23 protein-coding genes are annotated in these 25726 nt (G+C 70.4%); 4 read left to right on the top strand and 19 right to left on the bottom strand.

Annotated elements, in window-relative coordinates:
• Window positions 1-38: 38 nt before the first annotated feature.
• The 3 genes from ABZY12_RS29925 to ABZY12_RS29915 all read right to left on the bottom strand — a co-directional run bounded on the left by ABZY12_RS29925 (window position 39) and on the right by ABZY12_RS29915 (window position 2798).
• Window positions 39-647 carry a vitamin K epoxide reductase family protein gene (locus ABZY12_RS29925; RefSeq protein ID WP_356895774.1) on the bottom strand — a complete coding sequence of 203 codons (609 nt, stop codon included), beginning with the start codon at window positions 645-647 and terminating at the stop codon, window positions 39-41.
• Window positions 648-808: 161 nt separating this feature from the next.
• Window positions 809-2071 (bottom strand): histidine--tRNA ligase, encoded by a 1263-nt coding sequence (hisS, locus tag ABZY12_RS29920; protein ID WP_356895772.1) that lies wholly within the window; start codon window positions 2069-2071, stop codon window positions 809-811.
• Between the two features lie 10 nt (window positions 2072-2081).
• The gene (locus ABZY12_RS29915; protein ID WP_356895770.1) at window positions 2082-2798 is read right to left on the bottom strand and encodes an MBL fold metallo-hydrolase; all 717 of its coding nucleotides are present in this window, start codon (window positions 2796-2798) and stop codon (window positions 2082-2084) included.
• Window positions 2799-2951: 153 nt separating this feature from the next.
• Between ABZY12_RS29915 and ABZY12_RS29910 the strand changes: the two genes are divergently transcribed.
• On the top strand, window positions 2952-3740 hold the full coding sequence (locus ABZY12_RS29910) for a peptidylprolyl isomerase (protein ID WP_356895768.1): 789 nt from the start codon (window positions 2952-2954) through the stop codon (window positions 3738-3740).
• 198 nt (window positions 3741-3938) lie between these two features.
• The gene (locus ABZY12_RS29905) at window positions 3939-5168 is read left to right on the top strand and encodes a DUF349 domain-containing protein (RefSeq protein ID WP_356895766.1); all 1230 of its coding nucleotides are present in this window, start codon (window positions 3939-3941) and stop codon (window positions 5166-5168) included.
• A gap of 60 nt (window positions 5169-5228) precedes the next feature.
• Here ABZY12_RS29905 and ABZY12_RS29900 read toward each other — a convergent pair whose 3' ends face one another.
• The 16 genes from ABZY12_RS29900 to pgsA form a co-directional block, all read right to left on the bottom strand.
• Window positions 5229-7712 carry a bifunctional (p)ppGpp synthetase/guanosine-3',5'-bis(diphosphate) 3'-pyrophosphohydrolase gene (locus tag ABZY12_RS29900; RefSeq protein WP_356895764.1) on the bottom strand — a complete coding sequence of 828 codons (2484 nt, stop codon included), beginning with the start codon at window positions 7710-7712 and terminating at the stop codon, window positions 5229-5231.
• Between the two features lie 201 nt (window positions 7713-7913).
• Window positions 7914-8465, bottom strand: coding sequence for an adenine phosphoribosyltransferase (locus ABZY12_RS29895; RefSeq protein ID WP_356895762.1), 552 nt, complete (start codon window positions 8463-8465; stop codon window positions 7914-7916).
• Window positions 8462-9568, bottom strand: a complete 1107-nt coding sequence (gene secF / locus ABZY12_RS29890; RefSeq protein WP_356895760.1) for a protein translocase subunit SecF — start codon at window positions 9566-9568, stop codon at window positions 8462-8464. Before secF ends, ABZY12_RS29895 begins: the two co-directional genes overlap by 4 nt.
• Before the next feature lies 1 nt (window position 9569).
• Window positions 9570-11339, bottom strand: a complete 1770-nt coding sequence (gene secD / locus ABZY12_RS29885; protein ID WP_356895758.1) for a protein translocase subunit SecD — start codon at window positions 11337-11339, stop codon at window positions 9570-9572.
• A 142-nt stretch (window positions 11340-11481) separates the two neighbouring features.
• On the bottom strand, window positions 11482-11952 hold the full coding sequence (gene yajC / locus ABZY12_RS29880; RefSeq protein WP_356895756.1) for a preprotein translocase subunit YajC: 471 nt from the start codon (window positions 11950-11952) through the stop codon (window positions 11482-11484).
• 165 nt (window positions 11953-12117) lie between these two features.
• Window positions 12118-13197, bottom strand: coding sequence for a Holliday junction branch migration DNA helicase RuvB (gene ruvB / locus ABZY12_RS29875; RefSeq protein ID WP_356895754.1), 1080 nt, complete (start codon window positions 13195-13197; stop codon window positions 12118-12120).
• Window positions 13198-13246: 49 nt separating this feature from the next.
• Window positions 13247-13879, bottom strand: a complete 633-nt coding sequence (ruvA, locus tag ABZY12_RS29870; protein ID WP_356895752.1) for a Holliday junction branch migration protein RuvA — start codon at window positions 13877-13879, stop codon at window positions 13247-13249.
• Entirely contained in the window at window positions 13876-14430 is a 555-nt protein-coding gene (gene ruvC, locus ABZY12_RS29865) for a crossover junction endodeoxyribonuclease RuvC (RefSeq protein ID WP_356895750.1), read from the bottom strand. Before ruvC ends, ruvA begins: the two co-directional genes overlap by 4 nt.
• 131 nt (window positions 14431-14561) lie before the next feature.
• Entirely contained in the window at window positions 14562-15314 is a 753-nt protein-coding gene (locus ABZY12_RS29860) for a YebC/PmpR family DNA-binding transcriptional regulator (RefSeq protein WP_356895748.1), read from the bottom strand.
• A gap of 62 nt (window positions 15315-15376) precedes the next feature.
• Window positions 15377-15967, bottom strand: a complete 591-nt coding sequence (gene pdxT, locus ABZY12_RS29855; protein WP_356895746.1) for a pyridoxal 5'-phosphate synthase glutaminase subunit PdxT — start codon at window positions 15965-15967, stop codon at window positions 15377-15379.
• A 6-nt stretch (window positions 15968-15973) separates the two neighbouring features.
• On the bottom strand, window positions 15974-16897 hold the full coding sequence (gene pdxS, locus ABZY12_RS29850) for a pyridoxal 5'-phosphate synthase lyase subunit PdxS (protein WP_356895744.1): 924 nt from the start codon (window positions 16895-16897) through the stop codon (window positions 15974-15976).
• A gap of 123 nt (window positions 16898-17020) precedes the next feature.
• Entirely contained in the window at window positions 17021-17563 is a 543-nt protein-coding gene (locus ABZY12_RS29845) for a hypothetical protein (protein WP_356895742.1), read from the bottom strand.
• An 11-nt stretch (window positions 17564-17574) separates the two neighbouring features.
• Window positions 17575-18246, bottom strand: a complete 672-nt coding sequence (locus ABZY12_RS29840) for an N-acyl homoserine lactonase family protein (RefSeq protein WP_356895740.1) — start codon at window positions 18244-18246, stop codon at window positions 17575-17577.
• Window positions 18247-18478: 232 nt separating this feature from the next.
• Window positions 18479-19645 carry a glycosyltransferase family 4 protein gene (locus ABZY12_RS29835; protein WP_356895738.1) on the bottom strand — a complete coding sequence of 389 codons (1167 nt, stop codon included), beginning with the start codon at window positions 19643-19645 and terminating at the stop codon, window positions 18479-18481.
• Window positions 19642-20580 (bottom strand): phosphatidylinositol mannoside acyltransferase, encoded by a 939-nt coding sequence (locus tag ABZY12_RS29830; RefSeq protein WP_356895736.1) that lies wholly within the window; start codon window positions 20578-20580, stop codon window positions 19642-19644. Before ABZY12_RS29830 ends, ABZY12_RS29835 begins: the two co-directional genes overlap by 4 nt.
• Window positions 20577-21239 (bottom strand): phosphatidylinositol phosphate synthase, encoded by a 663-nt coding sequence (pgsA, locus tag ABZY12_RS29825; RefSeq protein WP_356895734.1) that lies wholly within the window; start codon window positions 21237-21239, stop codon window positions 20577-20579. The genes ABZY12_RS29830 and pgsA overlap by 4 nt, the downstream gene beginning before the upstream one ends.
• Before the next feature lie 251 nt (window positions 21240-21490).
• On the opposite strand from pgsA, the gene ABZY12_RS29820 reads away from it, so the two are divergent.
• Both ABZY12_RS29820 and ABZY12_RS29815 read left to right on the top strand, forming a co-directional pair.
• Window positions 21491-23698 carry an elongation factor G-like protein EF-G2 gene (locus ABZY12_RS29820; protein WP_356895732.1) on the top strand — a complete coding sequence of 736 codons (2208 nt, stop codon included), beginning with the start codon at window positions 21491-21493 and terminating at the stop codon, window positions 23696-23698.
• Between the two features lie 194 nt (window positions 23699-23892).
• Window positions 23893-25551, top strand: a complete 1659-nt coding sequence (locus ABZY12_RS29815) for a hypothetical protein (RefSeq protein WP_356895730.1) — start codon at window positions 23893-23895, stop codon at window positions 25549-25551.
• Window positions 25552-25726 lie beyond the last annotated feature (175 nt).

The raw sequence follows: 25726 nt of genomic DNA, 5'->3' as shown, positions 1-25726 counted from the left end.
AGGTCACGCCACTGACAACGCGGCCGGGCCGGTGGCCGTCAGCTGGTCCAGAAGTCCCACCAGCGCGTCAGGATCAGCATGCCGATGATCCCGATGTGCAGCACCGGCAGCACCCAGGTGAACTCCTCGAAGAAGGTCCGCAGACCGCCGGGAGCCCGGATGACGCCCCGGCGCACGTTGTGCGAGGTGACATACCAGAACATGACGATGGTGGCGACCCAGGCCAGGCAGCACCACAGGCAGAGCGAGTTGATCTCGTACAGCGACTGGTACATCAGCCAGGTGCAGAAGCCGACACCGAACAACGTGCCCGCGTTCAGGCCGAGCCAGTACCAGCGGCGGTGGCGGGCGCCCGCGAGGAGGGCGACGCCGATCGCGATCACCATGGCGTAGGTGACGAGGCCGAGCATGGGGTTGGGGAAACCGAAGACCGACGCCTGCTCGCTCTTCATGATGTTGCCGCACGAGACGATCGGGTTGAGGCTGCAGCCCGGGGTGAAGTTCGGGTCCTCCAGGAGCTTGAACTTGTCGATCGTGATGACCCAGGAGGCGAGCAGCCCGGCCGCTCCGGTGATCACCAGCATCCAGGCGAAGGCCCGGCTCGCGCCGATCGTGCCGCCGTCGCGCTCCACCGCTGCTGTCGTCATATCGCCGTTTCCGTCGTTCGCTGGGCTCTGGGCACGATCATTCTGCCGTACGAGGACCCGTACACGCCGTTCGATGGACATAAGAACGGCAGGGCCCGTACGCGACGAGGGCCCGGACCGCTTCTCCGCGGTCCGGGCCCCTCGTCGCGTACGTCCGCGGATCAGGCCAGCTTCGCCTGGATCTCCGTGATCACCTTGTCAAGGGCGACCGGCTCCTGCTCGCCGGACTCCATGTCCTTGAGCTGGACGACGCCCTCGGCGAGGTCGCGCTCGCCGGCGACGACGGCGAACCGGGCACCGGAACGGTTGGCGTTCTTCATGTGGCTCTTCAGGCCCTTGGCGCCGTAACCGAAGTCGGTCGCGACGCCGGCCTTGCGCAGCTCGGTGACGAGCCCGAACAGGACCCGGCGCGCCTCCTCGCCCAACGGGACCGCGAAGACGCTGGTCGCCGGCGGAATGTCCAGCTCGATGCCCTCGGCCTCCAGGGCCAGGACGGTGCGGTCCACGCCGAGCGCCCAGCCGACCGACGGGAGCGCCGGGCCGCCGATCATCTCGGACAGTCCGTCGTAGCGGCCGCCGCCGCCCACCGCGGACTGCGAGCCCAGGCCGTCGTGGACGAACTCGAACGTCGTCCGCGTGTAGTAGTCGAGACCGCGCACCAGCTTCTCGTCGTCCTCGAAGGCCACACCCGCCGCCGTGAGCAGCTCGCGCACCTCGGAGTGGTACGCCTTGCACGCGTCGCACAGGTGGTCGCGCAGCGCCGGCGCCCCCACGAGCTGCTTCTGGACGTCGGCCCGCTTGTCGTCGAGGACGCGCAGCGGGTTGATCTCGATGCGGCGGCGGGTCTCCTCGTCGAGGTCGAGGCCGCGCAGGAAGCCCTGGAGCGCCTCGCGGTAGGCCGGGCGGCACTCCTTGTCGCCGAGCGAGTTCAGCAGGATGCGGAAGTTCCGCAGGCCCAGCGAGCGGTACGCCTGGTCGGCCAGGATGATCAGCTCGGCGTCCAGGGCGGGGTCCTCGGCGCCGATGGCCTCGGCACCGACCTGGGAGAAGTGGCGGTAGCGGCCCTTCTGCGGGCGCTCGTAGCGGTAGTACGAGCCGGAGTACCAGAGCTTCACCGGGAGGCCGCCGGCCTTGTGCATGTTGGCCTCGAGGGCCGCGCGCAGCACGGAGGCGGTGCCTTCGGGGCGCAGCGCTAGGTTGGCTCCGCCCTTGGTGGTGAGGGTGTACATCTCCTTGGTCACGATGTCGGTGGACTCACCGACGCCGCGGGCGAACAGGTCGACGTCCTCGAAGCCGGGCGTCTCGACATAGCCGTAGCCGGACTTCCGCAGCGGGCCGGAGATGGCGTCGCGCACAGCCAGATACGTGGCGGAGTACGGCGGGATGAGGTCGAAGGTGCCCTTGGGGGCCTTGAAGGTGCTCACGTGGATCTCGTCACATTCCTCGTCGGGGAGCGTCAACGCTGCCGTGTCCTTGACGGACTGCCGCCACCTGCCGCAGATACGGGTTGGTGGCGCGCTCCTGGCCGATGGTCGTCTGGGGACCGTGTCCCGACAGCACCACGGTCGAGTTGTCGAGCGGCAGGCACACGCGGGCCAGCGATTCGAGCATCTCGTCCATGTCACCGCCGGGCAGGTCGGTGCGTCCGATGGAGCCGGCGAAGAGCAGATCCCCGGAGAAGAACACGGAGGGGATCTCCGGGCTCTGGGGCATCCGGAAGGTCACCGACCCCTTGGTATGACCGGGCGCGTGCGCGACGGAGAACTCGAGTCCGGCGAGATCCAGCTTCGCGCCGTCGGTGAGCTCGTGCACGTCGTCCGGCTCGCCCACGGTGAGCTCGCCCATGAGCGGCATCCCGATGGAGCGGCCGAGGGCCTTCTCCGGGTCGCTCATCATGTACCGGTCGGCGGGGTGGATCCACGCGGGTACGTCATGGGCGCCGCAGACCGGGACGACGGAGGCGACATGGTCGATGTGTCCATGGGTGAGGACCACGGCGACGGGCTTGAGCCGATGCTTCTTGAGCGTCTCCTCGACCCCCTGGGCGGCCTGGTGGCCCGGGTCGATGATCACGCACTCCTCGCCGGCGGCGGGGGCGACCAGATAGCAGTTGGTCCCCCAGGCCCCGGCGGGGAACCCGGCAATCAGCACGATCGTCCTTAAATGTCGTCCGGCACAGGTGTGCGGCGGGGCGGAAGTGGCAGATCAGAGCCTACCGGCGCTGCGTATTCCACAGCCAACCCGTATACGGTACGGGCACATCCGGCCAGGACTGGAACAGACGACCTACAAGGAGCAGACCCGGTGGTCAGCAGCGATCAGCGGCGGCGGCAGCTCGCCCGGGAGAAGTACGTGCGCCAGCAGCAGCGACGTCAGGCGCAGCAGAAGGCCAGGCGCCGCAACACCGTCATCGCGGCCGGGCTGGCCGTGGTGCTGGCCTCCGGCGGTGCGGTGTACGCCTCGGTGGCGCTGACCGACGGGGACAAGAAGGGGTCGGACGCGGCCGCGACGCCGAGTGACAACCCGACGCCCACGCAGAGCGAGTCCTCGGCGCCGGAGCCGGCCATGGCCGTCGACACGAAGGCGAAGTACACGATGGCCCTGACGACGAACCAGGGCAACGTCCGCATCACGATGGACGCCGCGAAGACCCCGCGGACGGTGAACTCCTTCAAGCACCTCGCGGACAAGAAGTACTTCGACGGTACGAAGTGCCACCGGCTCACCACGGAGGGCATCTTCGTCCTCCAGTGCGGCGACCCCAAGGGCGACGGCACCGGCGGCCCGGGCTACACCATCCCGGACGAGAACCTGACCGCGCTGGGCAAGGCCGGCGCGGACGGTTCGGTGACGTTCCCGGCCGGCACCGTGGCCATGGCCAACACGGGGCAGCCGGGCAGCGGCGGCAGCCAGTTCTTCCTCGTGTACCAGGACACCAAGCTGCCGCCGACCTACACGCCCTTCGGCACGATCGACAAGGCCGGCCTGAAGGCCGTCCAGGAGGTCGCCAAGGGCGGTGTCGAGGGCGGTGCCAAGGACGGCGCCCCCAAGAAGGCGGTCACCATCGCGAAGGCCACCGTCACGAAGGAGTGACGCGAAGCGTTCAGCGAGCGGTGACACGAGGCGCGGACACGGCGTGACCATTCAATTTGGGTCGCGCTGAGTGCGGACAGCCGGGCGACCGTTCGCCTAGATTGGCGTTGTGCAGGGCGGGCGCTGCCCGCCCCCGGAAACTGTGGACGATGCCCAGGGGGCACAACCCCCTCGTCGGCATCATGTGGAGGAGGCGCTGTGAGCAGCGACCCGTGGGGCCGCGTCGACGAGACGGGCACCGTGTACGTGCGTACTGCCGAGGGCGAGAAGGTCGTCGGATCGTGGCAGGCCGGTACTCCCGAGGAGGCACTGGCCTACTTCGAGCGCAAGTACGAGGGCTTGGTGGTCGAGATCGGCCTCCTCGAGAAGCGGGTGAGGACGACCGACCTCTCGGCCAAGGACGCGATGGCCGCGATCGATCACATCCGCAAGCAGGTGGACGAGCACCACGCCGTGGGTGACCTCGCCGCGCTGAGCACGCGGCTCGACAAGCTGGTCGAGACGGTGGAGTCGCGTCGCGAGGAGCGCAAGGCCCAGAAGGCCAAGCAGACCGACGAGGCGCGCGGCGCCAAGGAGGCTCTGGTCAAGGAGGCCGAGGAGCTGGCGCAGAGCGAGCAGTGGCGGTCCGCCGGTGAGCGGCTGCGCGCGCTCGTGGACACCTGGAAGGGCCTGCCGCGGCTCGACCGGAAGTCCGACGACGAGCTGTGGCACCGCTTCTCGCACGCCCGCTCGGCGTTCTCCAAGCGTCGCAAGGCGCACTTCGCCTCGCTGGACGCGCAGCGCGAGGAGGCCCGCAAGGTCAAGGAGAAGCTGGTCGCGGAGGCCGAGTCGCTGTCGAACTCCACGGACTGGGGTGGGACGGCCGCCCGGTACCGCGAGCTGATGACGGACTGGAAGGCGGCGGGCCGCGCCCAGCGCGAGCACGAGGACGACCTGTGGAACCGATTCCGCGGCGCCCAGGACGTCTTCTTCGCGGCGCGCGGCGAGGTCTTCGCCGAGCGGGACGCGGAGCAGACGGAGAACCTCAAGCTGAAGGAGGAGCTCGCGGCCGAGGCCGAGAAGCTGGTGCCGGTGAAGGATCTGAAGGCGGCCCGTGCGGCCTTCCGTTCCCTCAACGAGCGCTGGGAGGCCATCGGCCATGTGCCGCGCGACGCCCGGCCGAAGGTCGAGGGCCGGATGCACGCGGTGGAGCGGGCGATCGGCGAGGCCGAGGAGTCGGAGTGGCGCCGGACGAACCCGGAGGCACGCGCGCGTGCCGCGGGTCTGACCGGCCAGCTGCAGGACGCGGTCGACAAGCTGCAGAAGCAGATCGACGCGGCCCGTGCGGCGGGCAACGACGCCAAGGCCGACAAGCTGGCGCGTGAGCTGGAGGGCCGTCAGGCGCTTCTCGACCAGGCCCTGAAGGGGCTGGAGGAGTTCGGCGGCTGAGTTCCCGTACGAGAAGGGCCCCGGTACCTCGCGGTGCCGGGGCCCTTCTCGTACGTACGGTTACGGCCTTCGGGCCGAGGTGACCCGGTAGACGTCGTAGACGCCCTCCACGCCCCGTACGGCCTTCAGGACGTGTCCAAGGTGCTTCGGGTCGCCCATCTCGAAGGTGAAGCGCGAGGTGGCCACCCGGTCACGGGAGGTCTGGACGGCCGCCGACAGGATGTTGACGTGCTGGTCCGAGAGGACGCGGGTGACGTCCGAGAGGAGCCGCGAGCGGTCCAGGGCCTCGACCTGTATGGCGACGAGGAAGACCGACGACTGGGTGGGCGCCCATTCCACCTCGAGGATGCGTTCCGGCTCCCGGGAGAGCGACTCGACGTTGAGGCAGTCGCTGCGGTGCACCGATACGCCGCTGCCCCGGGTGACGAAGCCGATGATCGGGTCGCCCGGTACGGGTGTGCAGCAGCGGGCCAGTTTGACCCAGACGTCCTCGACGCCCTTGACGACGACACCGGGGTCGGCGCTGGAGCGGCGCTTGGAGCGGCCGCGCGAGGGCGGCGCGGTCTCGACGAGGTCCTCGTTGGCGGCCTCCTCGCCGCCGAGGGCCTGGACGAGCTTCTGCACGATGGACTGGGCGGTGACATGGCCCTCGCCGATCGCCGCGTACAGCGAGGAGATGTCGCTGTAGCGCATCTCGTGGGCGAGCGTGACGAGCGAGTCGCCGGTCAGGATCCGCTGGATCGGCAGGTTCTGCTTGCGCATGGCCCGCGCGATGGCGTCCTTGCCCTGCTCGATCGCCTCGTCGCGGCGTTCCTTGGAGAACCAGGCCCGGATCTTGTTGCGGGCGCGCGGGGACTTGACGAAGCCCAGCCAGTCGCGGGACGGGCCGGCACCGGGGGCCTTGGAGGTGAAGACCTCGACCAGGTCGCCGTTGTCGAGGGTCGATTCGAGCGGCACGAGCCGCCCGTTGACCCGGGCCCCTATGGTGCGGTGGCCGACCTCGGTGTGGACGGCGTAGGAGAAGTCGACGGGGGTGGCGCCGGCCGGCAGCGCTATGACGTCGCCCTTGGGGGTGAAGACGAAGACCTCGTTGCGGGACAGGTCGAAGCGCAGGGACTCCAGGAACTCGCTGGGGTCCTCGGTCTCCTTCTGCCAGTCGAGGAGCTGGCGCAGCCACGCCATGTCGTTGAGGTGATCGTCCTTGCCGGTCTTCTTCGGCACGTCGGCGCGCACCTTGGAGGCGCCGGCGACGGCCTCCTGCTTGTACTTCCAGTGCGCGGCGATGCCGTACTCGGCCCGGCGGTGCATGTCGAAGGTGCGGATCTGCAGCTCGACGGGCTTGCCGTTGGGTCCGATGACCGTCGTGTGGAGCGACTGGTACATGTTGAACTTCGGCATCGCGATGTAGTCCTTGAACCGGCCGGGGACCGGGTTCCATCGCGCGTGGACGGTGCCGAGGGCGGCGTAGCAGTCGCGGACCGTGTCGACGAGGACGCGGATGCCCACCAGGTCGTAGATCTCCGCGAAGTCACGGCCGCGGACGATCATCTTCTGGTAGACGCTGTAGTAGTGCTTGGGCCGGCCGGTCACGGTGGCCTTGATGCGGGCGGCGCGCAGGTCTGACTGGACCTCGTCGGTCACTATCGCGAGGTACTCGTCGCGTTTGGGCGCGCGCTCGGCGACGAGCCGGACGATCTCGTCGTACATCTTGGGGTAGAGGATCGCGAAGGCGAGGTCCTCCAGCTCCCACTTGATGGTGTTCATGCCCAGGCGGTGGGCCAGGGGCGCGTAGATCTCGAGGGTCTCGCGGGCCTTCTTCTCCTGCTTCTCCCGCTTGAGATAACGCATGGTGCGCATGTTGTGCAGCCGGTCGGCGAGCTTGATGACCAGGACGCGCGGGTCCTTGGCCATGGCGACGACCATCTTGCGCACGGTCTCGGCCTGCGCGGCCTCGCCGAACTTGACCTTGTCCAGCTTGGTGACGCCGTCGACGAGCAGGGCGACCTGGTCGCCGAAGTCGCGGCGGAGGGTGTCGAGGCCGTACTCGGTGTCCTCGACGGTGTCGTGCAGCAGCCCGGCCATCAGCGTCGCCGGGTCCATGCCGAGCTCGGCGAGGATGGTGGTGACGGCCAGCGGGTGGGTGATGTACGGGTCGCCGCTCTTGCGCTTCTGGCCGCGGTGCCAGCGCTCGGCGACCTGGTAGGCCCGCTCGATCTGGCGGAGCGTCGCCGTCTCGATCTTCGGGTCGTTGGACCGGACGATCCGGAGCAGCGGTTCGAGGACCGGGTTGTACGGGGAGGAGCGCTGGACACCCAGGCGGGCGAGGCGGGCGCGCACGCGGTTGGAGGAGCCCCCGGAGCGGGCCGGGGCGGCCTGCGCGGGTTTCGGCGCGGGGGGCTGTGCCGGCGCGGGAGCCGGTGCTGGTGCCACGGGCGAGGGGCTGCTCTCCGCGGGCTTGTCCTGGGGCGTGGCGGGGCCCGCCGCGGCCTTCTCGGCCTGCTGGTCGGGCTGCGCTGCGGAGAGTGGCTGGGCCTCGTCTGGCAAGAGCGCTCCTCGTGCGGTACCGGGTCCCCCGGACAGGCCCGGAAAGCCCATGGTATCGACCCGGGAGCCCGGGTGCTCACGCGTGTGGCCGGTACGACCGCCGCTGCCCGCGTCCGGGGCCCCGATCGGGGACATACCGGGAAAACAGGCGGGGCGCCCCGGGGATTCCCCCGGAGCGCCCCGCCCCGTACGTGCCACGGATCAGACCGTGATCAGCGCCTCCAGCGGAGCGCCGCCCAGGGCGGGCTCCAGCCGGGCCCGCCCGTCGAGGAAGCCGAGCTCCATGAGGACCGCGACGCCCGCGACCTCGGCCCCGGCCCGCCGGATGAGCTCCAGCGACGCCTCGGCGGTGCCGCCGGTGGCCAGGACGTCGTCGATGACCATGACGCGGTCGCCGGGGACCAGGTCCTCGGCGTGCACCTCGATCTCGGCGGTGCCGTACTCCAGCTCGTACGCCTGCTTCAGCGTGGCACCGGGCAGCTTGCCGGCCTTGCGCACCGGGACGAAGCCCAGGCCCGCGCGGACCGCGACCGGTGCGGCGAGGATGAAGCCGCGCGCCTCCAGGCCGACGATCTTCGTCGCGCCGTGCGTGACGCACAGCGAGGCGAGGCTGTCGGTCAGGGCCGTGAACGCCACCGGGTCCGCGAGCAGCGGAGTGATGTCCTTGAACAGCACCCCCGGCTTGGGATAGTCGGGGACGTCCCTGATCCGGCTGAGCAGCAGACCGGCGGTGTCCTGGGCCTCCGCCGTCATCCGCGGCGCTCCGAAGGCCGTCCGCGGCGCGACGCGCGCTGCCCGACGACGGCGGTCTCCGCCGCGTCCTCGAAGCCGTCGTCGCCGTCGTCGCCGTCGGTGCTGTCGTCCACGTCCAGGGACTCACCCTTGGCGGCCGCGGCCGCCCGCTTGGCGAGCACCCGCTTCTTCATCGCCTTGATCGCCGGGTCGCGCTCCTTGAGATCGGCGACGAGCGGGGTGGCGATGAAGATCGACGAGTACGCGCCGGCGGCGAGACCGACGAAGAGCGACAGCGAGATGTCGTTCAGCATGCCGGCGCCCAGGACACCGCCACCGATGAAGAGCAGACCGGCGACCGGCAGCAGGGCGACGACGGTGGTGTTGACCGAACGGACCAGCGTGCTGTTGATCGAACGGTTGGCGATCTCGCTGTACGTCCAGCGCGTCTGCTTGGTGACCCCCTTCGTGCCCTCCTTGAGGGAGTCGAAGACGACCACCGTGTCGTAGAGGGAGTAACCGAGGATGGTCAGCAGACCGATCACCGTACCGACCGTGACCTCGAAGCCCACGAGGGAGTAGATGCCGACGGTGATCGTGATGTCGTGGATCAGGGCGACGAGCGCGGCGACCGCCATCCGCCACTCGAAGGCGATGGCCAGATAGACGACCACCAGGACCATGAAGACCCCGAGTCCCGTCCATGCCTTGTTGGCGATCTGCTCGCCCCAGCTGGGGCCGACCAGCTCCGCGGCGATCTTGTCCTCGGGCACGTTCAGGTCCTTGGCCAGCTCCGTGCGGACCTTGTCGGACTGCTGGGTGTCGAGGCCGCCGACCTGGATCCGCATGGAGCCGTTGCCGAGCTCCTGGACGATCGCGTCGTGGCCGGAGGCCTCTTCCGCGTACTCCTGGACCTGCGAGACCGAGGCCGACGCCTTCGGGGTGGTGAAGACGGCGCCGCCCTTGAACTCGATGCCCATGTTCAGGCCCTGCACCGCCAGGGCCACGATGGCCGTGATGGTGATCAGGATCGAGACGCCGTACCAGATCTTTCGCTTACCGATGAAGTCGTAGCCGACCTCACCACGGTGGAGCCGGGCGCCGAGATTGCCGAGCTTCGACATCTCACGCCTCCTTCGGGTCGATGGGGGCGGAGACACGGCGAGAACGACGCAGCGGCGGCTTGGCGCCGAGCCGCTTCGGGTCGAGGCCGGACCACGCGTGGCCTTCGCCGAAGAACTTGGTGCGAGCGAGGAGCGTCATGACCGGCTTGGTGAAGAGGAACACCACGACCACGTCGAGCAGGGTGGTCAGGCCGAGCGTGAACGCGAAGCCCTGGACCTTGCCGACGGTGACGAGGAAGAGCACGGCGGCGGCGAGGAAGGACACGAAGTCGGAGACGAGGATCGTGCGGCGGGCACGCGGCCAGGCACGCTCGACGGCCGGGCGGAGCGAGCGGCCCTCGCGGATCTCGTCGCGGATGCGTTCGAAGTACACGATGAACGAGTCCGCGGTGATACCGATGGCCACGATGGCACCACAGACGGCAGGCAGGTTCAGCGCGAAGCCGATGGCCGGGCCGAGCAGGGCCATGATCACGTAGGTCAGGATCGCCGAGGCCAGCAAGCTGAGAAGGGCCACCAGCGACAGGCCGCGGTAGTAGACCACCAGGTAGATGATGACCAGGGCCAGACCGATCGCACCGGCGATCAGGCCCGCCTCCAGCTGCTCACCGCCGAGCGCGGCGGTGACGGTGGTGACGCTCTGGGTGTCGAAGGAGAGCGGCAGCGCACCGTAGGACAGGATGTTGCCCAGGTCCTGCGCGGACTTCTGGGTGAAGCTGCCGGAGATCTCGGCGTTGGCGCTCAGCGTGGTGCGCACCGACGGGGCCGAGACGACCTCGCCGTCCAGGACGATCGCGAACTGGTTCTGCGGCTCCTGCTGCGTCGACAGCTTGCTGGTGATCTTCTGGAACTTCTTGGAGCCACTGCTGGTGAACTCCATGTTGACGATCCACATGCCGCGCTGCTGGTCGAAGACGCCCTGGGCGTCGTCGACGTCCTTGCCGTCCACCTCGGCCGGGCCGAGGATGTACTTCTCCCACTGGCCGATGGCGTTCTTGCCGCAGGCCACGATGGTGTCGGCCGGCTTGGCGTTCTTGTTGGCGGCGCTGCGCTGCTTCGGGTCGAGGCAGTTCAGCGTGGCGAACTTCTGCTCGAGCGCGGAGGTCGCGGCGTCCGGCGACGGGGAGCCCTTGGGGCTCTCGGAGGCCTTCGGGCCGCCGGAGGCGGAACCGGTCGGCGTGGGCGTCGGGCTCGGGGCCTTCAGGGCCTCGGAGACCGCGCGGCCCTGGGTGGAGGCGCTCGCCGACGGGGTGGCCGTCTTCTCGTCCTTCTTGCCGTCGTCCTTGCCCTTGTCCGCGGTCGCCCCGGAGGCCGACGGCGCCGGGGACGCCGAGGAGCTGGCGGTCGGCGCCGGCTGCTCCGAGGGCGCGTAGGTCAGAACGGGCCGGAAGTACAGCTGGGCGGTGGTACCGACCTGCTCACGGGCCTGCTTCTCGTCAACACCCTTGGGGATGTTGACGATGATGTTCTCGCGGCCCTGGGTCTGGACCTCGGCCTCGGAGACACCCAGACCATTGACACGGCGCTCGATGATGCCGACCGCGGTGTTCATGTTGGTCTCGTTGACGGCGTCTTCCTTGCCGGGCTCAGCCTCGGCCTTGAGCGTGATCGAGGTTCCGCCGGCCAGGTCGATGCCCAGACGCGGCGTGGTGTGACCCGACCAGAACATCCCGCCCGTGAGCGCGACCATGGCGATCAGGATCAGTGCCAGGGCACGCCCCGGCCTCCCCTGTCCCCCCGCCGGCCTTCGGCCCTTCTTCGGTGCTGCCACCTTGTCGTTTCTCCCTGTCCAACCGTTCCGCGCCGGGTGTGCGCGTACGGCCACGAAGTGTGTGTGGGGACCTGCCCCCGCAGACGTGGAACCGTGCCGGGGACCGCGGGCGCCGGTGGGCGTCCGCGATCCCCGGCCGCGACTACTTCGCGTCCGCCTCGCCGTCGGCCTTGTCGTCCTTCTTGACCTCGGTGTCGGCCTCGGCCGTGTCCACCTTCTTGGTCAGGTCGGGCTTGGCCTCCCCCGAGACCTCCTCGGCGTCCTGCTCGCCGTCCTCGACCGACTCGGTCAGCGAGGAGGCGTCGTCGGGCACCACGGCGGCGTCCGCGTCGTCGCCGTGGACGATCCGGTTGTACTCGGCGTCCTCGAGGACCGCGCCGATCGCGTTCTTGGCGTAGACGGCGTGCACGCCGGGCGCGACCTCGAGGAGAACGGTCTCGTCGCCGACCTCCTTGACGGTGGCGTACATCCCCCCGATCGTCCGTACGCCGGTGCCGGGCTGCATCTGGTTGCGCATCTCCGCCGCCTGCTGCTGCTTCTTCTTGGCAGAGCGGGTCATCAGGAACATGGCCCCGATGAGGACGATGAAGGGGAGGAGGGTCACGATACTCACGGGACGGGTTTCCTTCGCACGGACGCGGAGAACCCGCGGCCTGATCTTCGGGGGTGGGCGTGCCGACCAGAAAGGTCGGCATCGGCGGAGTCTAGGCGAGTCCGCATCGATGGAACAACGTCCAGCATCGCACCGCGGTTCCTCGTCCGGCGAGTCTCCGCGCCGTCACGCCCCGAAGAGCCCCTGTTGTCCGCTTCCTGCGGCTCCCGGGCCCGCTGCCTGCGGCGGAACCAGGCCGAGATGCGTCCATGCCGCGGGAGTGGCGACCCGGCCACGGGGCGTGCGCGCCAGCAGCCCCTCGCGTACGAGGAAGGGCTCGGCGACCTCCTCGACGGTCTCGCGCTCCTCGCCGACCGCGACCGCGAGCGTGGACAGGCCGACCGGCCCGCCGCCGAAGAGCTTGAGCAGGGCCTGGAGGACGGCCCTGTCGAGCCGGTCGAGGCCGCGGCTGTCGACCTCGTACACGCCGAGGGCGGCGGCGGCGATCTCCCGGGTGATCACGCCGTCGGCCCTGACCTGGGCATAGTCGCGGACGCGCCGCAGGAGGCGGTTGGCGATGCGGGGCGTGCCACGGGAGCGGCCGGCGATCTCGGCGGCGCCCGCGCCGTCGATCTCGACGTCGAGGAGCCCGGCGGAGCGGTGGATCACGCGCTCGAGCTCGGCGGGCTCGTAGAACTCCATGTGCCCGGTGAAGCCGAAGCGGTCGCGCAGCGGCGGCGGCAGGAGTCCGGCCCGGGTGGTGGCGCCGACCAGGGTGAAGGGCGGCAGTTCCAGCGGGATGGCGGTGGCGCCGGGGCCCTTGCCGACGATGACGTCGACGCGGAAGTCCTCCATCGCCATGTAGAGCATCTCCTCGGCGGGCCGGGACATCCGGTGGATCTCGTCGAGGAAGAGGATCTCGCCCTCCTGGAGGGAGGAGAGGATCGCGGCGAGGTCGCCGGCGTGCTGGATGGCGGGGCCGGAGGTGATCCGGATCGGGGCGTTCATCTCCGCGGCGATGATCATCGAGAGGGTGGTCTTGCCGAGGCCGGGGGCGCCGGAGAGCAGGACGTGGTCGGCGGTCGCACCGCGCTGGCGGGCCGCCCTGAGGACCAGGTCGAGCTGCTGGCGGACCTTCTCCTGGCCGACGAACTCGGTGAGGTCCTTGGGGCGCAGGGCCGCCTCGACGGCCTGGTCGTCGCCCTCGGCGGAGGCGCCGACGATCCGCTCCTCGCCGTCCGGTGCCGTCTCGTCGTCCCAGTTCACGTCTCTGCCTTCTCGGTCTTCTCGGTGCGGTGCGGTGGGTCTGGCGACGCTATCGGGCGCGGTTGAGCGTCTGGAGCGCGGCCCGCAGCAGCTGCGGGACCGGGGCCGAGCCGGACTCGGCGATCGCCGCCTCGGCCTGCGGGGTCACCGCGGCGACGGCGTCCTCCGCCTCGCGGCTCGCGTACCCGAGGCCGATGAGGGCGGCCTGGAGCTGCTCGGTCCAGGGGGCGGGCCCCGTGGCCGCGACGCGCTGCGCACCGACCAGGCCACTGCTGCCGAGCGGGGCGCCGAGCTTGTCCTTCAGTTCGAGAAGGAGCTTCTGGGCGCCCTTCTTGCCGATGCCGGGGACGGCGGTCAGCGCCTTCTCGTCGCCGGTGGAGACGGCGAGCCGCAGTGCGTCGGGGCTGTGGACGCCGAGCATGGCCTGGGCGAGGCGTGGTCCGACGCCGCTGGCGGTCTGGAGCAGTTCGAAGACCTGCCGCTCGTCGTCGTCCGCGAAGCCGTACAGGGTCAGGGAGTCCTCCCGCACCACCAAGGAGGTGGCGAGGCGGGCCTCCTGACCGATCCTCAGTCCGGAGAGGGTGTTCGGGGTGCACTGGACGGCCATCCCGACACCGCCGACTTCGATGACCGCGGTGGTGGGGGCGAGGGCGGCCACCGGGCCGCTGACGAAGGCGATCATCGGGTACGGCCTTTCGCGGTGTGCTGAGCAGTGTGCTGAGCGGTGTGCAGGGCGACGGCCCGCTGCAGACGGTTCTGCGCCGGGGCGCGCCAGATGTGGCAGATGGCGAGGGCGAGCGCGTCGGCGGCGTCGGCCGGCTTGGGCGGGGCCGAGAGCCGCAGCAGCCGGGTCACCATCGCTCCGACCTGGGCCTTGTCGGCCCGGCCACTGCCGGTGACTGCGGCCTTGACCTCGCTGGGGGTGTGCAGGGCGACGGGGATCCCGCGGCGCGAGGCGCAGAGCATGGCGACCGCGCTGGCCTGGGCCGTGCCCATGACCGTACGGACGTTGTGCTGGCTGAAGACCCGTTCCACGGCGACCAGTTCGGGCGAGAAGCGGTCGAGCCACTCCTCGATGCCGCGCTCGATGCCCACCAGACGTATGCCGATGTCCGCGTCCGCGGCGGTCCGCACGACGCCGACTCCGAGCATGGTCAGGGGCCGGCCGGCGACGCCCTCGACGACGCCGACACCGCATCGGGTCAGCCCCGGGTCCACCCCGAGCACGCGCACGTCAGCCCCTCCCTGGACCTTCTTCGTTCATGTGTTTGTGCAGGCTATCCGCTCGCACTGACAACGCCGCGCAAAACGGCGGCGGGCCGACGGGGGTGTGTCCCCGTCGGCCCGCCGAAGTCGGCCCGGAATCAGGCGTCGACCTTCTCCATGACCTCGTCGCTGACGTCGAAGTTGGCGAAGACGTTCTGCACGTCGTCGCTGTCCTCGAGCGCGTCGATCAGCTTGAAGATCTTGCGCGCGCCCTCTTCGTCGAGCTCGACCTGCATGGTCGGGACGAAGCTGGAGTCGGCGGAGTCGTAGTCGATGCCGGCCTCCTGGAGGGCGGTGCGGACCGCGACCATGTCCGTGGCCTCGCTGATGACCTCGAAGCTCTCACCGAGGTCGTTGACCTCCTCGGCACCCGCGTCGAGCACCGCGCCGAGGACGTCGTCCTCGGTCAGCTCACCCTTGGGCAACACGATGACGCCCTTGCGGTTGAACAGGTACGAGACCGAGCCCGGGTCGGCCATGGAGCCGCCGTTGCGGGTCATGGCGACGCGGACGTCGGAGGCGGCGCGGTTGCGGTTGTCGGTGAGGCACTCGATGAGCACCGCGACGCCGTTCGGGCCGTAACCCTCGTACATGATCGTCTCGTAGTCGACGCCGCCGGCCTCGAGGCCGCCGCCGCGCTTGATCGCCGAGTCGATGTTCTTGTTCGGGACCGAGCTCTTCTTGGCCTTCTGCACGGCGTCGAACAGCGTCGGGTTGCCATCCAGGTCGGCGCCGCCCGTACGGGCCGCGACCTCGATGTTCTTGATCAGCTTCGCGAAGAGCTTGCCGCGCTTGGCATCGATCACGGCCTTCTTGTGCTTCGTCGTAGCCCATTTAGAGTGGCCGGACATCTGCCTGTCTCCTTCGCGTAACCCATTTCTGAACGAACCCCAGAGATCCTACCGGGATCGTGTCACCGGGCTGCGCGCACCATGTCGACGAACAGGGCGTGCAGGCGGTGGTCGCCCGTGAGTTCGGGGTGGAACGAGGTCGCGAGGGCCTGGCCCTGGCGCACGGCGACGATGTGCCCTTCGTGCTCGGCGAGGACCTCGACCTCCGCGCCGACGGACTCGACCCAGGGAGCGCGGATGAAGACGCCCTCGACGGGTCCGTCCTCGATGCCGCTGACGGCGACGCCCGCCTCGAAGGACTCGTTCTGCCGCCCGAAGGCGTTGCGGCGGACGATCATGTCGATGCCGCCGAAGGTCTCCTGGCCCGAACGCGGGTCGAGGATCTTGTCGGCGAGCATGATCAGCCCGGCACAGGTGCCGTAGACCGGCATGCCGGCGGCGATGCGCTCGCGCAACGGCTCCATCAGGCCGAACAGGCCGGCCAGCTTGGAGATCGTGGTGGACTCGCCGCCGGGTACGACCAGGCCGTCGATCTCGGCGAGTTCTTCGGGGCGCCGGACCGGCCTGGCCACGGCGTCAGCCGCGGCCAGGGCGATCAGGTGCTCCCGCACGTCGCCCTGGAGCGCCAGGACACCGATCACAGGAGTGTTCATGGGGGATTACCAGCCGCGGTTGGCGTAGCGCTCGGACTCGGGGAGGGTGTCGCAGTTGATGCCGACCATGGCCTCGCCCAGGTTGCGGGAGGCGTCCGCGATGATCTTCGGGTCGTCGTAGAAGGTGGTGGCCTTCACGATGGCGGCGGCGCGCTTGGCCGGGTCGCCCGACTTGAAGATGCCGGAGCCGACGAAGACGCCCTCGGCGCCGAGCTGGCGCATCAGCGCGGCGTCGGCCGGGGTGGCGACGCCACCGGCGGAGAACAGCACGACCGGCAGCTTGCCCAGCTCGGCGACCTCCTTGACCAGCTCGTACGGGGCGCGCAGCTCCTTGGCGGCGGCGAACAGCTCGTTGTTGTCGTAGCCGCGCAGGCGGGCGATCTCGTTCTTGATCTGGCGCAGGTGGCGGACCGCCTCGACGACGTTGCCGGTGCCGGCCTCGCCCTTGGAGCGGATCATGGCCGCACCCTCGGCGATGCGGCGCAGGGCCTCGCCCAGGTTGGTGGCGCCACAGACGAAGGGGGTGGTGAACGCCCACTTGTCGGAGTGGTTGACCTCGTCGGCCGGGGTGAGGACCTCGGACTCGTCGATGTAGTCGACGCCGAGGGACTGCAGCACCTGGGCCTCGACGAAGTGACCGATGCGGGACTTGGCCATGACCGGGATGGACACCGCGCCGATGATCTCTTCGATCATGTTCGGGTCGGACATACGGGCCACGCCGCCGTCCTTGCGGATGTCGGCCGGGACCCGCTCCAGGGCCATGACGGCCACGGCGCCGGCGTCCTCGGCGATCTTCGCCTGCTCGGCGTTGACCACGTCCATGATCACGCCGCCCTTGAGCTGCTCGGCCATGCCGCGCTTGACGCGGGAGGTGCCAATCGCCGAGGACTCTGCGGACTGGTTGCTGTTGGGAAGCGTGGTGGACACGGGGACCTCACTCGGAGAAAGCGGTGTTCAGACAAGAGTGAGGAAACAGGCCACCACCAGTCCACAGCAAGGGCCAATGTGGAGCCGGTGGATCGTTTTCGTCGATTTCGCAGGTGAGGACGGTCAGGCCGGTCGATCGGCAAGGGCGAGAGGCGGCTCGTCGTCCATTTCGAAGGCGAGCGGGAACGGGGCGTGCCCCGCCAGCCGGAACCAGCGCACCGTGCGGTGCCGGCGCAGCGCCCGCGCGGCGCGCACGGCGTCGTTGTGGAACCTGCGGGCCATGGGGACGCGGCGCACGGCCGCCGCGAGTTCACCGGCGGCCTCGTCGCCGCCGGGGGTCTCCCGTACGACCTCGACCTGCTCGGGCTCGCCGAACACGGCGCGCAGCGCCTGGCTCAGCTCGCTCTCGGCGACCTCACGCTGGTCCTCCTCGGCCTGGCGGGCGGCGTGGGCCGCCTCGTAGAGCACGATCGAGGCGGCGGGGTCGAGGATTCCGGAGGTGGCCAGCTCCTGGGTGACCGAGGCCCGGCGCAGCAGCTGAGCGTCGAGAGCGGCGCGGGCCGCGTCGATACGGGAGTGCAGCCGGTCGAGCCGCCCGGCGGTCCAGCTGAGGTACAGGCCGATCGCGATCAGCGCGACGACGGTCCAGATCAGGGTTTCGGTCACGGGCGCACAGGCTACCGGGGCGGGGGCAGCACACCTTCCCAGAGGGCACGGTCGTGGGCGAACCGGACGTGCGCCGTCCGGCCGTCGGCGAGTTCGGCGAACCGGTCGATCCACGGCCGGTACGGCAGGAGTCCGGCGCGGCGCCCCATCTCGTCGGTGGCGAACTCGGAGGCGAAGTCGTACGCCTGCCCCGCCAGGACGGTCACCCGGTCGCCCTGGTGGAGGACGAGGGACTGGTGGCCCTCGGTGTGCCCGGGCGTGGGCACGATCCGGATGCCGGGTGCGATCTCGTGTTCGCCGTCGATCTCCTCGTACCGGACGCCGTCGAGGAGGTGGTCGAGGGTGTAGCCGCCGGCGCGGGCGGTGGCGAGCTCCTTGCGCTGGACGACGACGGGGATGTCCGCGAAGCGCTGGTTGCCGCCGATGTGGTCGAAGTGGAGGTGGCAGTTCACGACGAGGTCGACGTCGTGGGGGCGGACGGCGAGGGGCTTGCGGACGGGCTGGTAGTGCGCGTCCGCCTCGGGCGACCCGGCGCCCATACCGGTGTCGAAGAGGAGCGTCCCGTCCTCGTGCCGTACGAGGTACGCGAGGACGGGCTCCACGCGCGCGTGGGGACCGCCCCACTCGGCGGCGGGCCGTACGAAGTACCCCAGGTCCAGGAGGTGCACGGTGGGTGACGTCATCGACTCAGCGTGCCACCCCGCGGCTCGGGGCGTGAAGGGCCCGACCCGCGACGGGCCCGACACGGGAAGAGCCCGGTCCCTGAAGGAGCCCCACCGCGAAGGGCCCGACCCGCGAAGGGACCCGGTCCGCGAAGGGACCCGGTCCGCGAAACGCCCGGTCCCCGAAGGAGCCCCGGTCCGCGAACGGGGGCCGCTCCGTGCGGACACCCGATCGCTCCGCCCCGCGGAACCGTCAGTCCCGTGCCAGGCCGAGGCCGAACCGCGCCCGCAGGCCCGTGCGTTCGTCCGTCGCCACCGACGCCGCGCCGTCCGTCACCGTCTCGTACACGGCCAGGATGTCCGCGCCCACCGTCGACCAGTCGAAGCGCCGCACGTGCGCGCTCCCCCGGGCCCGCAGCTCCTCGCGCCGCTCCTCGTCCCCGAGCAGCCGGATCGCCGCGCTCGCCAGCGCGTCCGCGTCCTCGTTGGCGAACAGCTCGCCCGCCGCGCCCTGGTCCAGGACCTGGGCGAACGCGTCGAGGTCGGAGGCGAGGACCGGCGCGCCCGCCGACATCGCCTCGACCAGGATGATCCCGAAGCTCTCGCCACCGGTGTTGGGCGCCACGTACACGTCGACGCTGCGCAGCAGCCGCGCCTTGTCCTCGTCGCTGACCATCCCGAGGAACTCGACCCGCGAGCGCATCTCGGAGGGCAGCGAGGCCACGGCCTCCTCCTCGTCGCCGCGCCCGGCCACGACCAGCCGTGCCCCGGGCCGCTCCGCGAGGATCTTCGGCAGGGCCCTCATCAGCACGGGCAGGCCCTTGCGCGGTTCGTCGATCCGCCCGATGAACCCGAGCGTCTCCCCCTGCCACTCCTTCTTCGGCTCGGCCCGCGCGAAGAAGTCGACGTCGACGCCGTTGGGGATGACGACCGCGTCGCCGCCCAGATGCTCGACCAATGTCCGGCGCGCGTACTCGCTCACCGCGATCCGCGCCCTGATCTTCTCCAGCGCCGGCTGGAGGATCGGGTACGCGGCGATCATCGCCCGCGAACGCGGGTTGGACGTGTGGAAGGTGGCGACGATCGGCCCCTGCGCCGCCCAGCAGGTCAGCAGACCCAGCGAGGGGGAGGCCGGCTCGTGGATGTGGATCACGTCGAAGGTGCCGTCGTGGAGCCAGCGCCGCACCCGTGCCGCCGAGAGGAAGCCGAAGTTGAGCCGCGCCACCGAGCCGTTGTACGGCACGGGTACGGCCCGCCCGGCCGAGACGACGTACGGCGGGAGCGGTGTCTCGTCGTCGGCGGGGGCGAGCACCGACACCTCGTGGCCCAGCCGGATCAGGTGCTCGGCGAGGTCGCGGATGTGGAACTGGACGCCGCCCGGCACGTCCCACGAGTACGGGCAGACGATGCCGATCCTCAAGACCGCGACCCCTCGGCCCGGTCGGCGCCCCGTTCCTCGAGATCCGCGAGCCACAGTCGTTGCAGCATGTGCCAGTCCTCCGGGTGGTCCGCGATGCCGGTGGCGAAGGCGTCGGCCAGCGCCTGTGTCATCACAGACGTCTTCTCGGCCCGCGTACCCGACTCGGGTACGTCGACGGGTGCGTGCACCTGCCCCTTCATGACCGTCGAGTCGTCGTACCAGAGCGTGACCGGCAGCAGCAGGGCGCCGGTCTGCTGCGCCAGCATCGCGGGGCCGCCCGGCATCCGCGCGGTGTCGCCGAAGAACGTGACCTCGGTGCCGGAAGCCGACAGGTCGCGGTCGGCGACCAGGCAGACCAGGCCACCGGCCCGCAGCCGCCGTGCCAGGGTGCCGAAGGCGGCGCCTCCGGTGTGGGGCAGGACCTCCATGCCCAGGGACTCGCGGTAGGCGACGAAGCGGTCGTACAGCGTCTCCGGCTTGAGCCGCTCCGCGACCGTCGTGAACGGCACACCGAGCGCGCGGGTCGCCCACACGCCCGCCAGGTCCCAGTTGGCCAGGTGCGGCAGGGCCACGATGACACCGCGCCCGGACGCGAGCCCGTCCTTCAGACGGTGGACGTCCTTGATGTCGACGCTGTCCTCGACCCGCTCCTTACTCCAGGTCGGCAGCCGGAAGGACTCCATCCAGTACCGCATGTAGGAGCGCATGCCGGCCTTGGAGAGCTCGGCGAGCCGCTCGGGCGTGGCGTCGGGCACCACGCGCGCGAGGTTCGACTCCAGCCGCAGCACGCTCGTGCCGCGCCGCTTCCAGGCGAGGTCGGCGATCCGCCGGCCGAGGCCGGCCGCGACCGGCTCCGGGAGTTTCCTGACCGTCGACCAGCCGAGCCCGTACAGCCCGTCGGTCAGCCGGTCCCGCAGGTCATTCGCACCACTCATGACGTCGCCTCGCTCCCCCGCCCGGAGGCCGCGTCCGCCTCCGCCGACTCCCGCCGTACCGTCACCACACGCTGTCCCAGCGTCACCGCGGAGCCCACCGCCACGATCCACAGCGCGATCGGCAGCAGCACGTCCACACCGGGCACGCCGAAGGCGTGCAGGCCCGCGAGGCCCGCGGCGACCAGCGAGATCACCAGCCGTTCGGCCCGTTCGACCAGGCCGTTGACCGCGACCGGCAGGCCGATCGATTCGCCACGCGCCTTGGTGTACGAGACGACCTGGCCGCTGGCGAGACAGAAGATGGCGACGGCGCACAGGATGTTGTCGTTGCCCGTACCCGCGTACCAGAGCGCGAAGCCACCGAAGATGGCTCCGTCGGCGACCCGGTCCAGGGTCGAGTCGAGGAACGCGCCCCAGCGGCTGGAGACGCCGGCCTGTCGGGCCATGTTCCCGTCGATGAGGTCGGAGAAGACGAAGAGGGTGATGACGATCGTGCCCCAGAAGAACTCTCCCCTGGGGAAGAAGACCAGCGCTCCCGCCATCACTCCGGCCGTGCCGATGAGTGTCACCGCGTCGGGGCTGACCCCCCGGCGAAGCAGAAACGCGGCGAACGGTGTGAGGACACGCGTAAAAAACGCACGCGCGTACTTGTTCAGCATGGCCTTCCCGAGGTTCGGTGGGCCGCGGTCCCTACGACCACCGGCTCACCCATCGTAGCCAGGACGCCGCGCCGTACCGTCGGGTACCCGCCCCGCCGCGTCGCGTACGACGTATGGACGCACCGTGACGTCGGTGCGAAGCTCGAAGGACAACCGCGGGCGTCGCCGGAGCCGTACGCGAAGCACCGTCCGCCGCGCCCCCTCCCCACGCCCGCGCCCGCCTCACCGTGCAAGCGATCGGGAGGAAGATCATGGGCGACAAGGCGAACGCGCACACCGGGGCCGCCGGCAGGGCTCCAACGGCCGACCGGCCCTCGGACGTACGGAACGTGGTGCTGGTCGGCCACAGCGGATCGGGCAAGACGACCCTCGTCGAGGCGCTCGCGCTGGCCGCGGGAGCGGTCAACCGGGCCGGACGCGTCGAGGACGGCGGGACGATCTCGGACTACGACGAGATCGAGCACCGCCAGCAACGTTCCGTACAGCTCTCCCTCGTCCCGCTGGAATGGGGCGGATGCAAGATCAATCTTCTGGACACACCCGGATACGCCGACTTCGTCGGGGAACTGAGGGCCGGTCTGCGCGCGGCGGACGCGGCCCTCTTCGTCGTCTCGGCGGCCCAGGAGGCGGACGCCGTGGCCGGCTCGACCCGGATGGTGTGGGAGGAGTGCGCGGCCGTCGGCATGCCGCGCGCCATCGTGGTCACGCATCTGGACACCGCCCGCACCGGCTTCACCGAGCTCACCGAGGTCTGCGGCCGGATCTTCGGCGGGGACGACCCCGACGCCGTGCTGCCCCTCTACCTGCCCGTCCACGGCGCCGAGGCGCCCGACGGACACGCGCCGGCCACCGGCCTGGTCGGACTGCTCTCGGAGCGGATCTTCGACTACTCCACCGGCGAACGGCGCGAGAATCCGCCCGATGAGAGCCAGCGGCCCCTCATCGCCGAGGCCCGCGCCCGGCTCATCGAGGGGATCATCGCCGAGAGCGAGGACGAGTCCCTGATGGACCGCTATCTCGGCGGCGAGGAGATCGACGTCAAGACACTGATCGACGACCTGGAGAAGGCCGTCGCCCGGGGCGCCTTCCACCCGGTGCTCGCCGCCGCGCCCGCCGCCGACGGCGGAAAACAGGGTCTCGGCACGGTCGAGCTCCTGGAGCTGATCACCCGCGGATTCCCCACCCCTCTGGAGCGCGAGGTCCCCGCCGTCACCACGCCCGACGGGCAGCCGCGGCCGCCGGTCACCTGCGACCCGGAAGGCCCGCTCGTCGCCGAGGTCGTCAAGACCGCCTCCGACCCCTATGTCGGCCGGGTCTCGCTGGTACGCGTCTTCTCCGGCACCCTGCGCCCGGACGAGACCGTCCATGTCTCGGGGCACGGGCTCACCGACCGCGGGCACGAGGACCACGATGTCGATGAGCGGGTCGGTGCGCTGACCTCGCCCTTCGGCAAACAGCAGCGCCCGCTCAACCGGTGCGTGGCCGGGGATCTGGCGTGCGTGGCCAAGCTGGGCCGCGCGGAGACCGGCGACACCCTGTCGTCCAAGGACGATCCGCTCCTCATGGAGCCGTGGACGATGCCCGACCCGCTGCTCCCGCTCGCCATCGAGGCGCACAGCAAGGCCGACGAGGACAAGCTGTCCCAGGGCCTGGCCCGGCTCGTCGCCGAGGACCCCACCATGCGCCTCGAACAGAACCAGGACACCCATCAGGTGGTGCTGTGGTGCCTCGGCGAGGCCCACCGGGACGTGGCGCTGGAACGGCTGCGCAACCGCTACGGAGTGCAGGTCGACGCCGTCCCGCACAAGGTGTCGCTCCGCGAGACCTTCGGCGGCCCCTCGGCCGGGCGGGGCCGGCACGTCAAACAGTCCGGCGGGCACGGCCAGTACGCCATCTGCGAGATCGACGTCGAGCCGCTCCCGCCGGGCAGCGGCATCGAGTTCGTCGACAGGGTGGTGGGCGGTGCCGTTCCGCGCCAGTTCATCCCCTCCGTCGAGAAGGGCGTGCGCGCCCAGGCCGCACGCGGGGTCGCCGCCGGCTATCCCCTGGTCGACGTACGGGTCACCCTGCGCGACGGCAAGGCGCACTCGGTCGACTCCTCCGACGCCGCGTTCCAGACGGCGGGCGCGCTGGCGCTGCGCGAGGCGGCCGCCGAGGCGACCATCCAGCTCCTGGAGCCGGTCGCCGAGGTCCAGGTGCTCGTCCCCGACGAGTACGTGGGCCCGGTGATGAGTGATCTGTCCGGGCGGCGCGGCCGGGTCGTCGGCACCGAGCAGGCGGGGCCGGGGCGCACCCTGGTGCGGGCCGAGGTCCCCGAGATCGAGATGGGCCGGTACGCGGTCGATCTGCGGTCCGTCTCGCACGGCACCGGCCGCTTCGACCGTTCGTACGCCCGTCATGAGGCCATGCCGCCGCCGCTGGCCGGCAAGATCCGGGAACAGGCGGAGAACGGCTCCTAGTCGACCGCCCCTCGGCCGGTGCCGCCCGCCCAACTCCTTTCCGGTGGGCGGCATCCGGCCGTCGACGCCCGTCCTCGTGACGCATCCGCCGGTACCCGGTTACGCTGTGGTGCCCAGTTCAGAAGGTGTGCGGGGCGCGGTAGTTGGGAACAGGCCGCAGAGGGACACGCGGTGGACCACGCGGGCACGCGGCGATGGGGGCGGCAGTGACGATCGGCAGTTTCGGACCCGGGGCGCAGATTCCCCTCCAGGGCTCGGACGGACAGACGGCGGCGACGCATGCCCTCGCCTCCGCCGCCTACCGGGACGGCCCGGTCGAGGAGATTCTCAAGGCCAACAACGAATGGCACCAGTCCAAGGTGACCGAGGGCAAGTGGCACAAGCTCTTCAGGCCCGACCTCGGCGAAGCGTTCTCGCGGGCGGTCCAGGTGCGGATGCTCGGAGGCGCCCGCAAGGCGCTCATCCAGTCCTTCGGCACCGAGCCCCAGCCCGTGGTCGAGCACTGCCTGGCCGCCACGCGCATCCGCAAGCAGCGTGACACCAAGCTGACCCTGGTCACCTTCGTCTTCGGTGTCGTCTTCCTGCCCGGTCTGCTGCTCTGGCTCGGCGTCATCCAGCTGCGCCGCATGGTCTCCGGTACGGAGAACCGGCGCACCAGCGCCCTGGGCACGGCGCTGCTCCTCGGCGCGGGGCTGCTCGCCGCGCTCGTCCTGTTCAAGCTCCCGTTCGGCGGCTTCCTGGCGTTCTATCTCCGCGCCATGCTCGTGGCCCCGGTGGTCGGCTGGTTCCTCGCCAAGCGCATCTGCGAGTCCACCGCTCAGGACCTGCGGGAACGCTGGACCGGTCTGCTCAGCGGCGGGGGGATCGGGGCCAGGATCCCCGAAGCGGTCCCGACGGATCCGACCGAGAAGGCCGCGGAGGATCTCCGCCAGAACCTGGAGAAGCTCACCGCCGAGCAGCACTCCAACGTCGTCTTCTACGCCGGACCCAAGGGAATACTGGGAATGGGAACCCGGTGGGGCAGCTGGACCCTGGCCGAGGAGCTCGTCCCCCAGGAGGGACGGGAGATCCACGACTTCCGCGCGTGGGACATCGTGCGCAAGATCCACGACGAGCTCACGCTGCTGGAGCGGGGCTCGCTCAAGACCGGCTTCCCGAAGCCGACCGTCAAGCACTGGATCGTCTCGCCGGTCGGCGAGGGCGCCGACGAGGTCGCCCGCCCGGAGGGCGACAACATCGTCCACTACCAGGTCAAGCCGCACGAGATACAGCGCATCTGCAACGACCAGCAGTTCGGCAGCGGCAACCGTCACTACCTCGGCGTGCAGTTCACGCTCTGGGACGGCCAGCTCGTCCTCACCATGATGATCACGGTGACCTCGCTGCTGCACACCCTGCGCGTCGAGGTCACCGGCCACGCGCTCGGGCCGGTCCACTCGCTCTTCACCACCAAGCCCAAGGCGAAGACGAAGGAGGTCTCCAAGACCGTACGGTTCTGGGAGACCCGGGAGATCAAGCTGCCGCTCGTCGAGACCGACGAGGTGGTCCGCCTCGCGGTCCGCGCCCCGCTGACCTGGTTCCCTCCGGTTCTGGACTTCCTCGGCGGCAAGCTCGTCCTGCCGGAGCCGTTCGGCCTGCGGCACGCCTGGGCGGCCCAGCCCTGGCGCCACCGCTTCATGGCCGACGACGCCATCCGCGCCGCGACCCCGGTGATGCGCGCGGTCCACTCCGCGACCATCAAGGTGCTCGACGATCACGGGGTGGACACGGAGCGTTTCACCAACCGCTCGCTGATCCTGAGCGGCGCCATCCAGGACCCCGGCCCGAAGAAGGCCGACGTCTACGACGCGTGACGGACGGGCGCGGCGGGGCTAGGGCGTGTCTTTTGGATCAGGCCGGATCAGGGAGCGGCGTCCGGTGCGTGCGATCGCATGGCGGAGGAGGGAGACAACGCGGAGCGTTGGCGACCGACGACAACGCGGCGAGCGTGCGTGCCGGACGCCGCGAGCCCGGCAAGATCCGAAAGAC

Origin of the sequence: Streptomyces sp. NPDC006551 (assembly GCF_040611675.1) — a bacterium.
Classification (GTDB): domain Bacteria; phylum Actinomycetota; class Actinomycetes; order Streptomycetales; family Streptomycetaceae; genus Streptomyces.
Note: the sequence above shows the minus strand (reverse complement) of the source record. Positions and strands in the feature narration are given on the sequence as shown.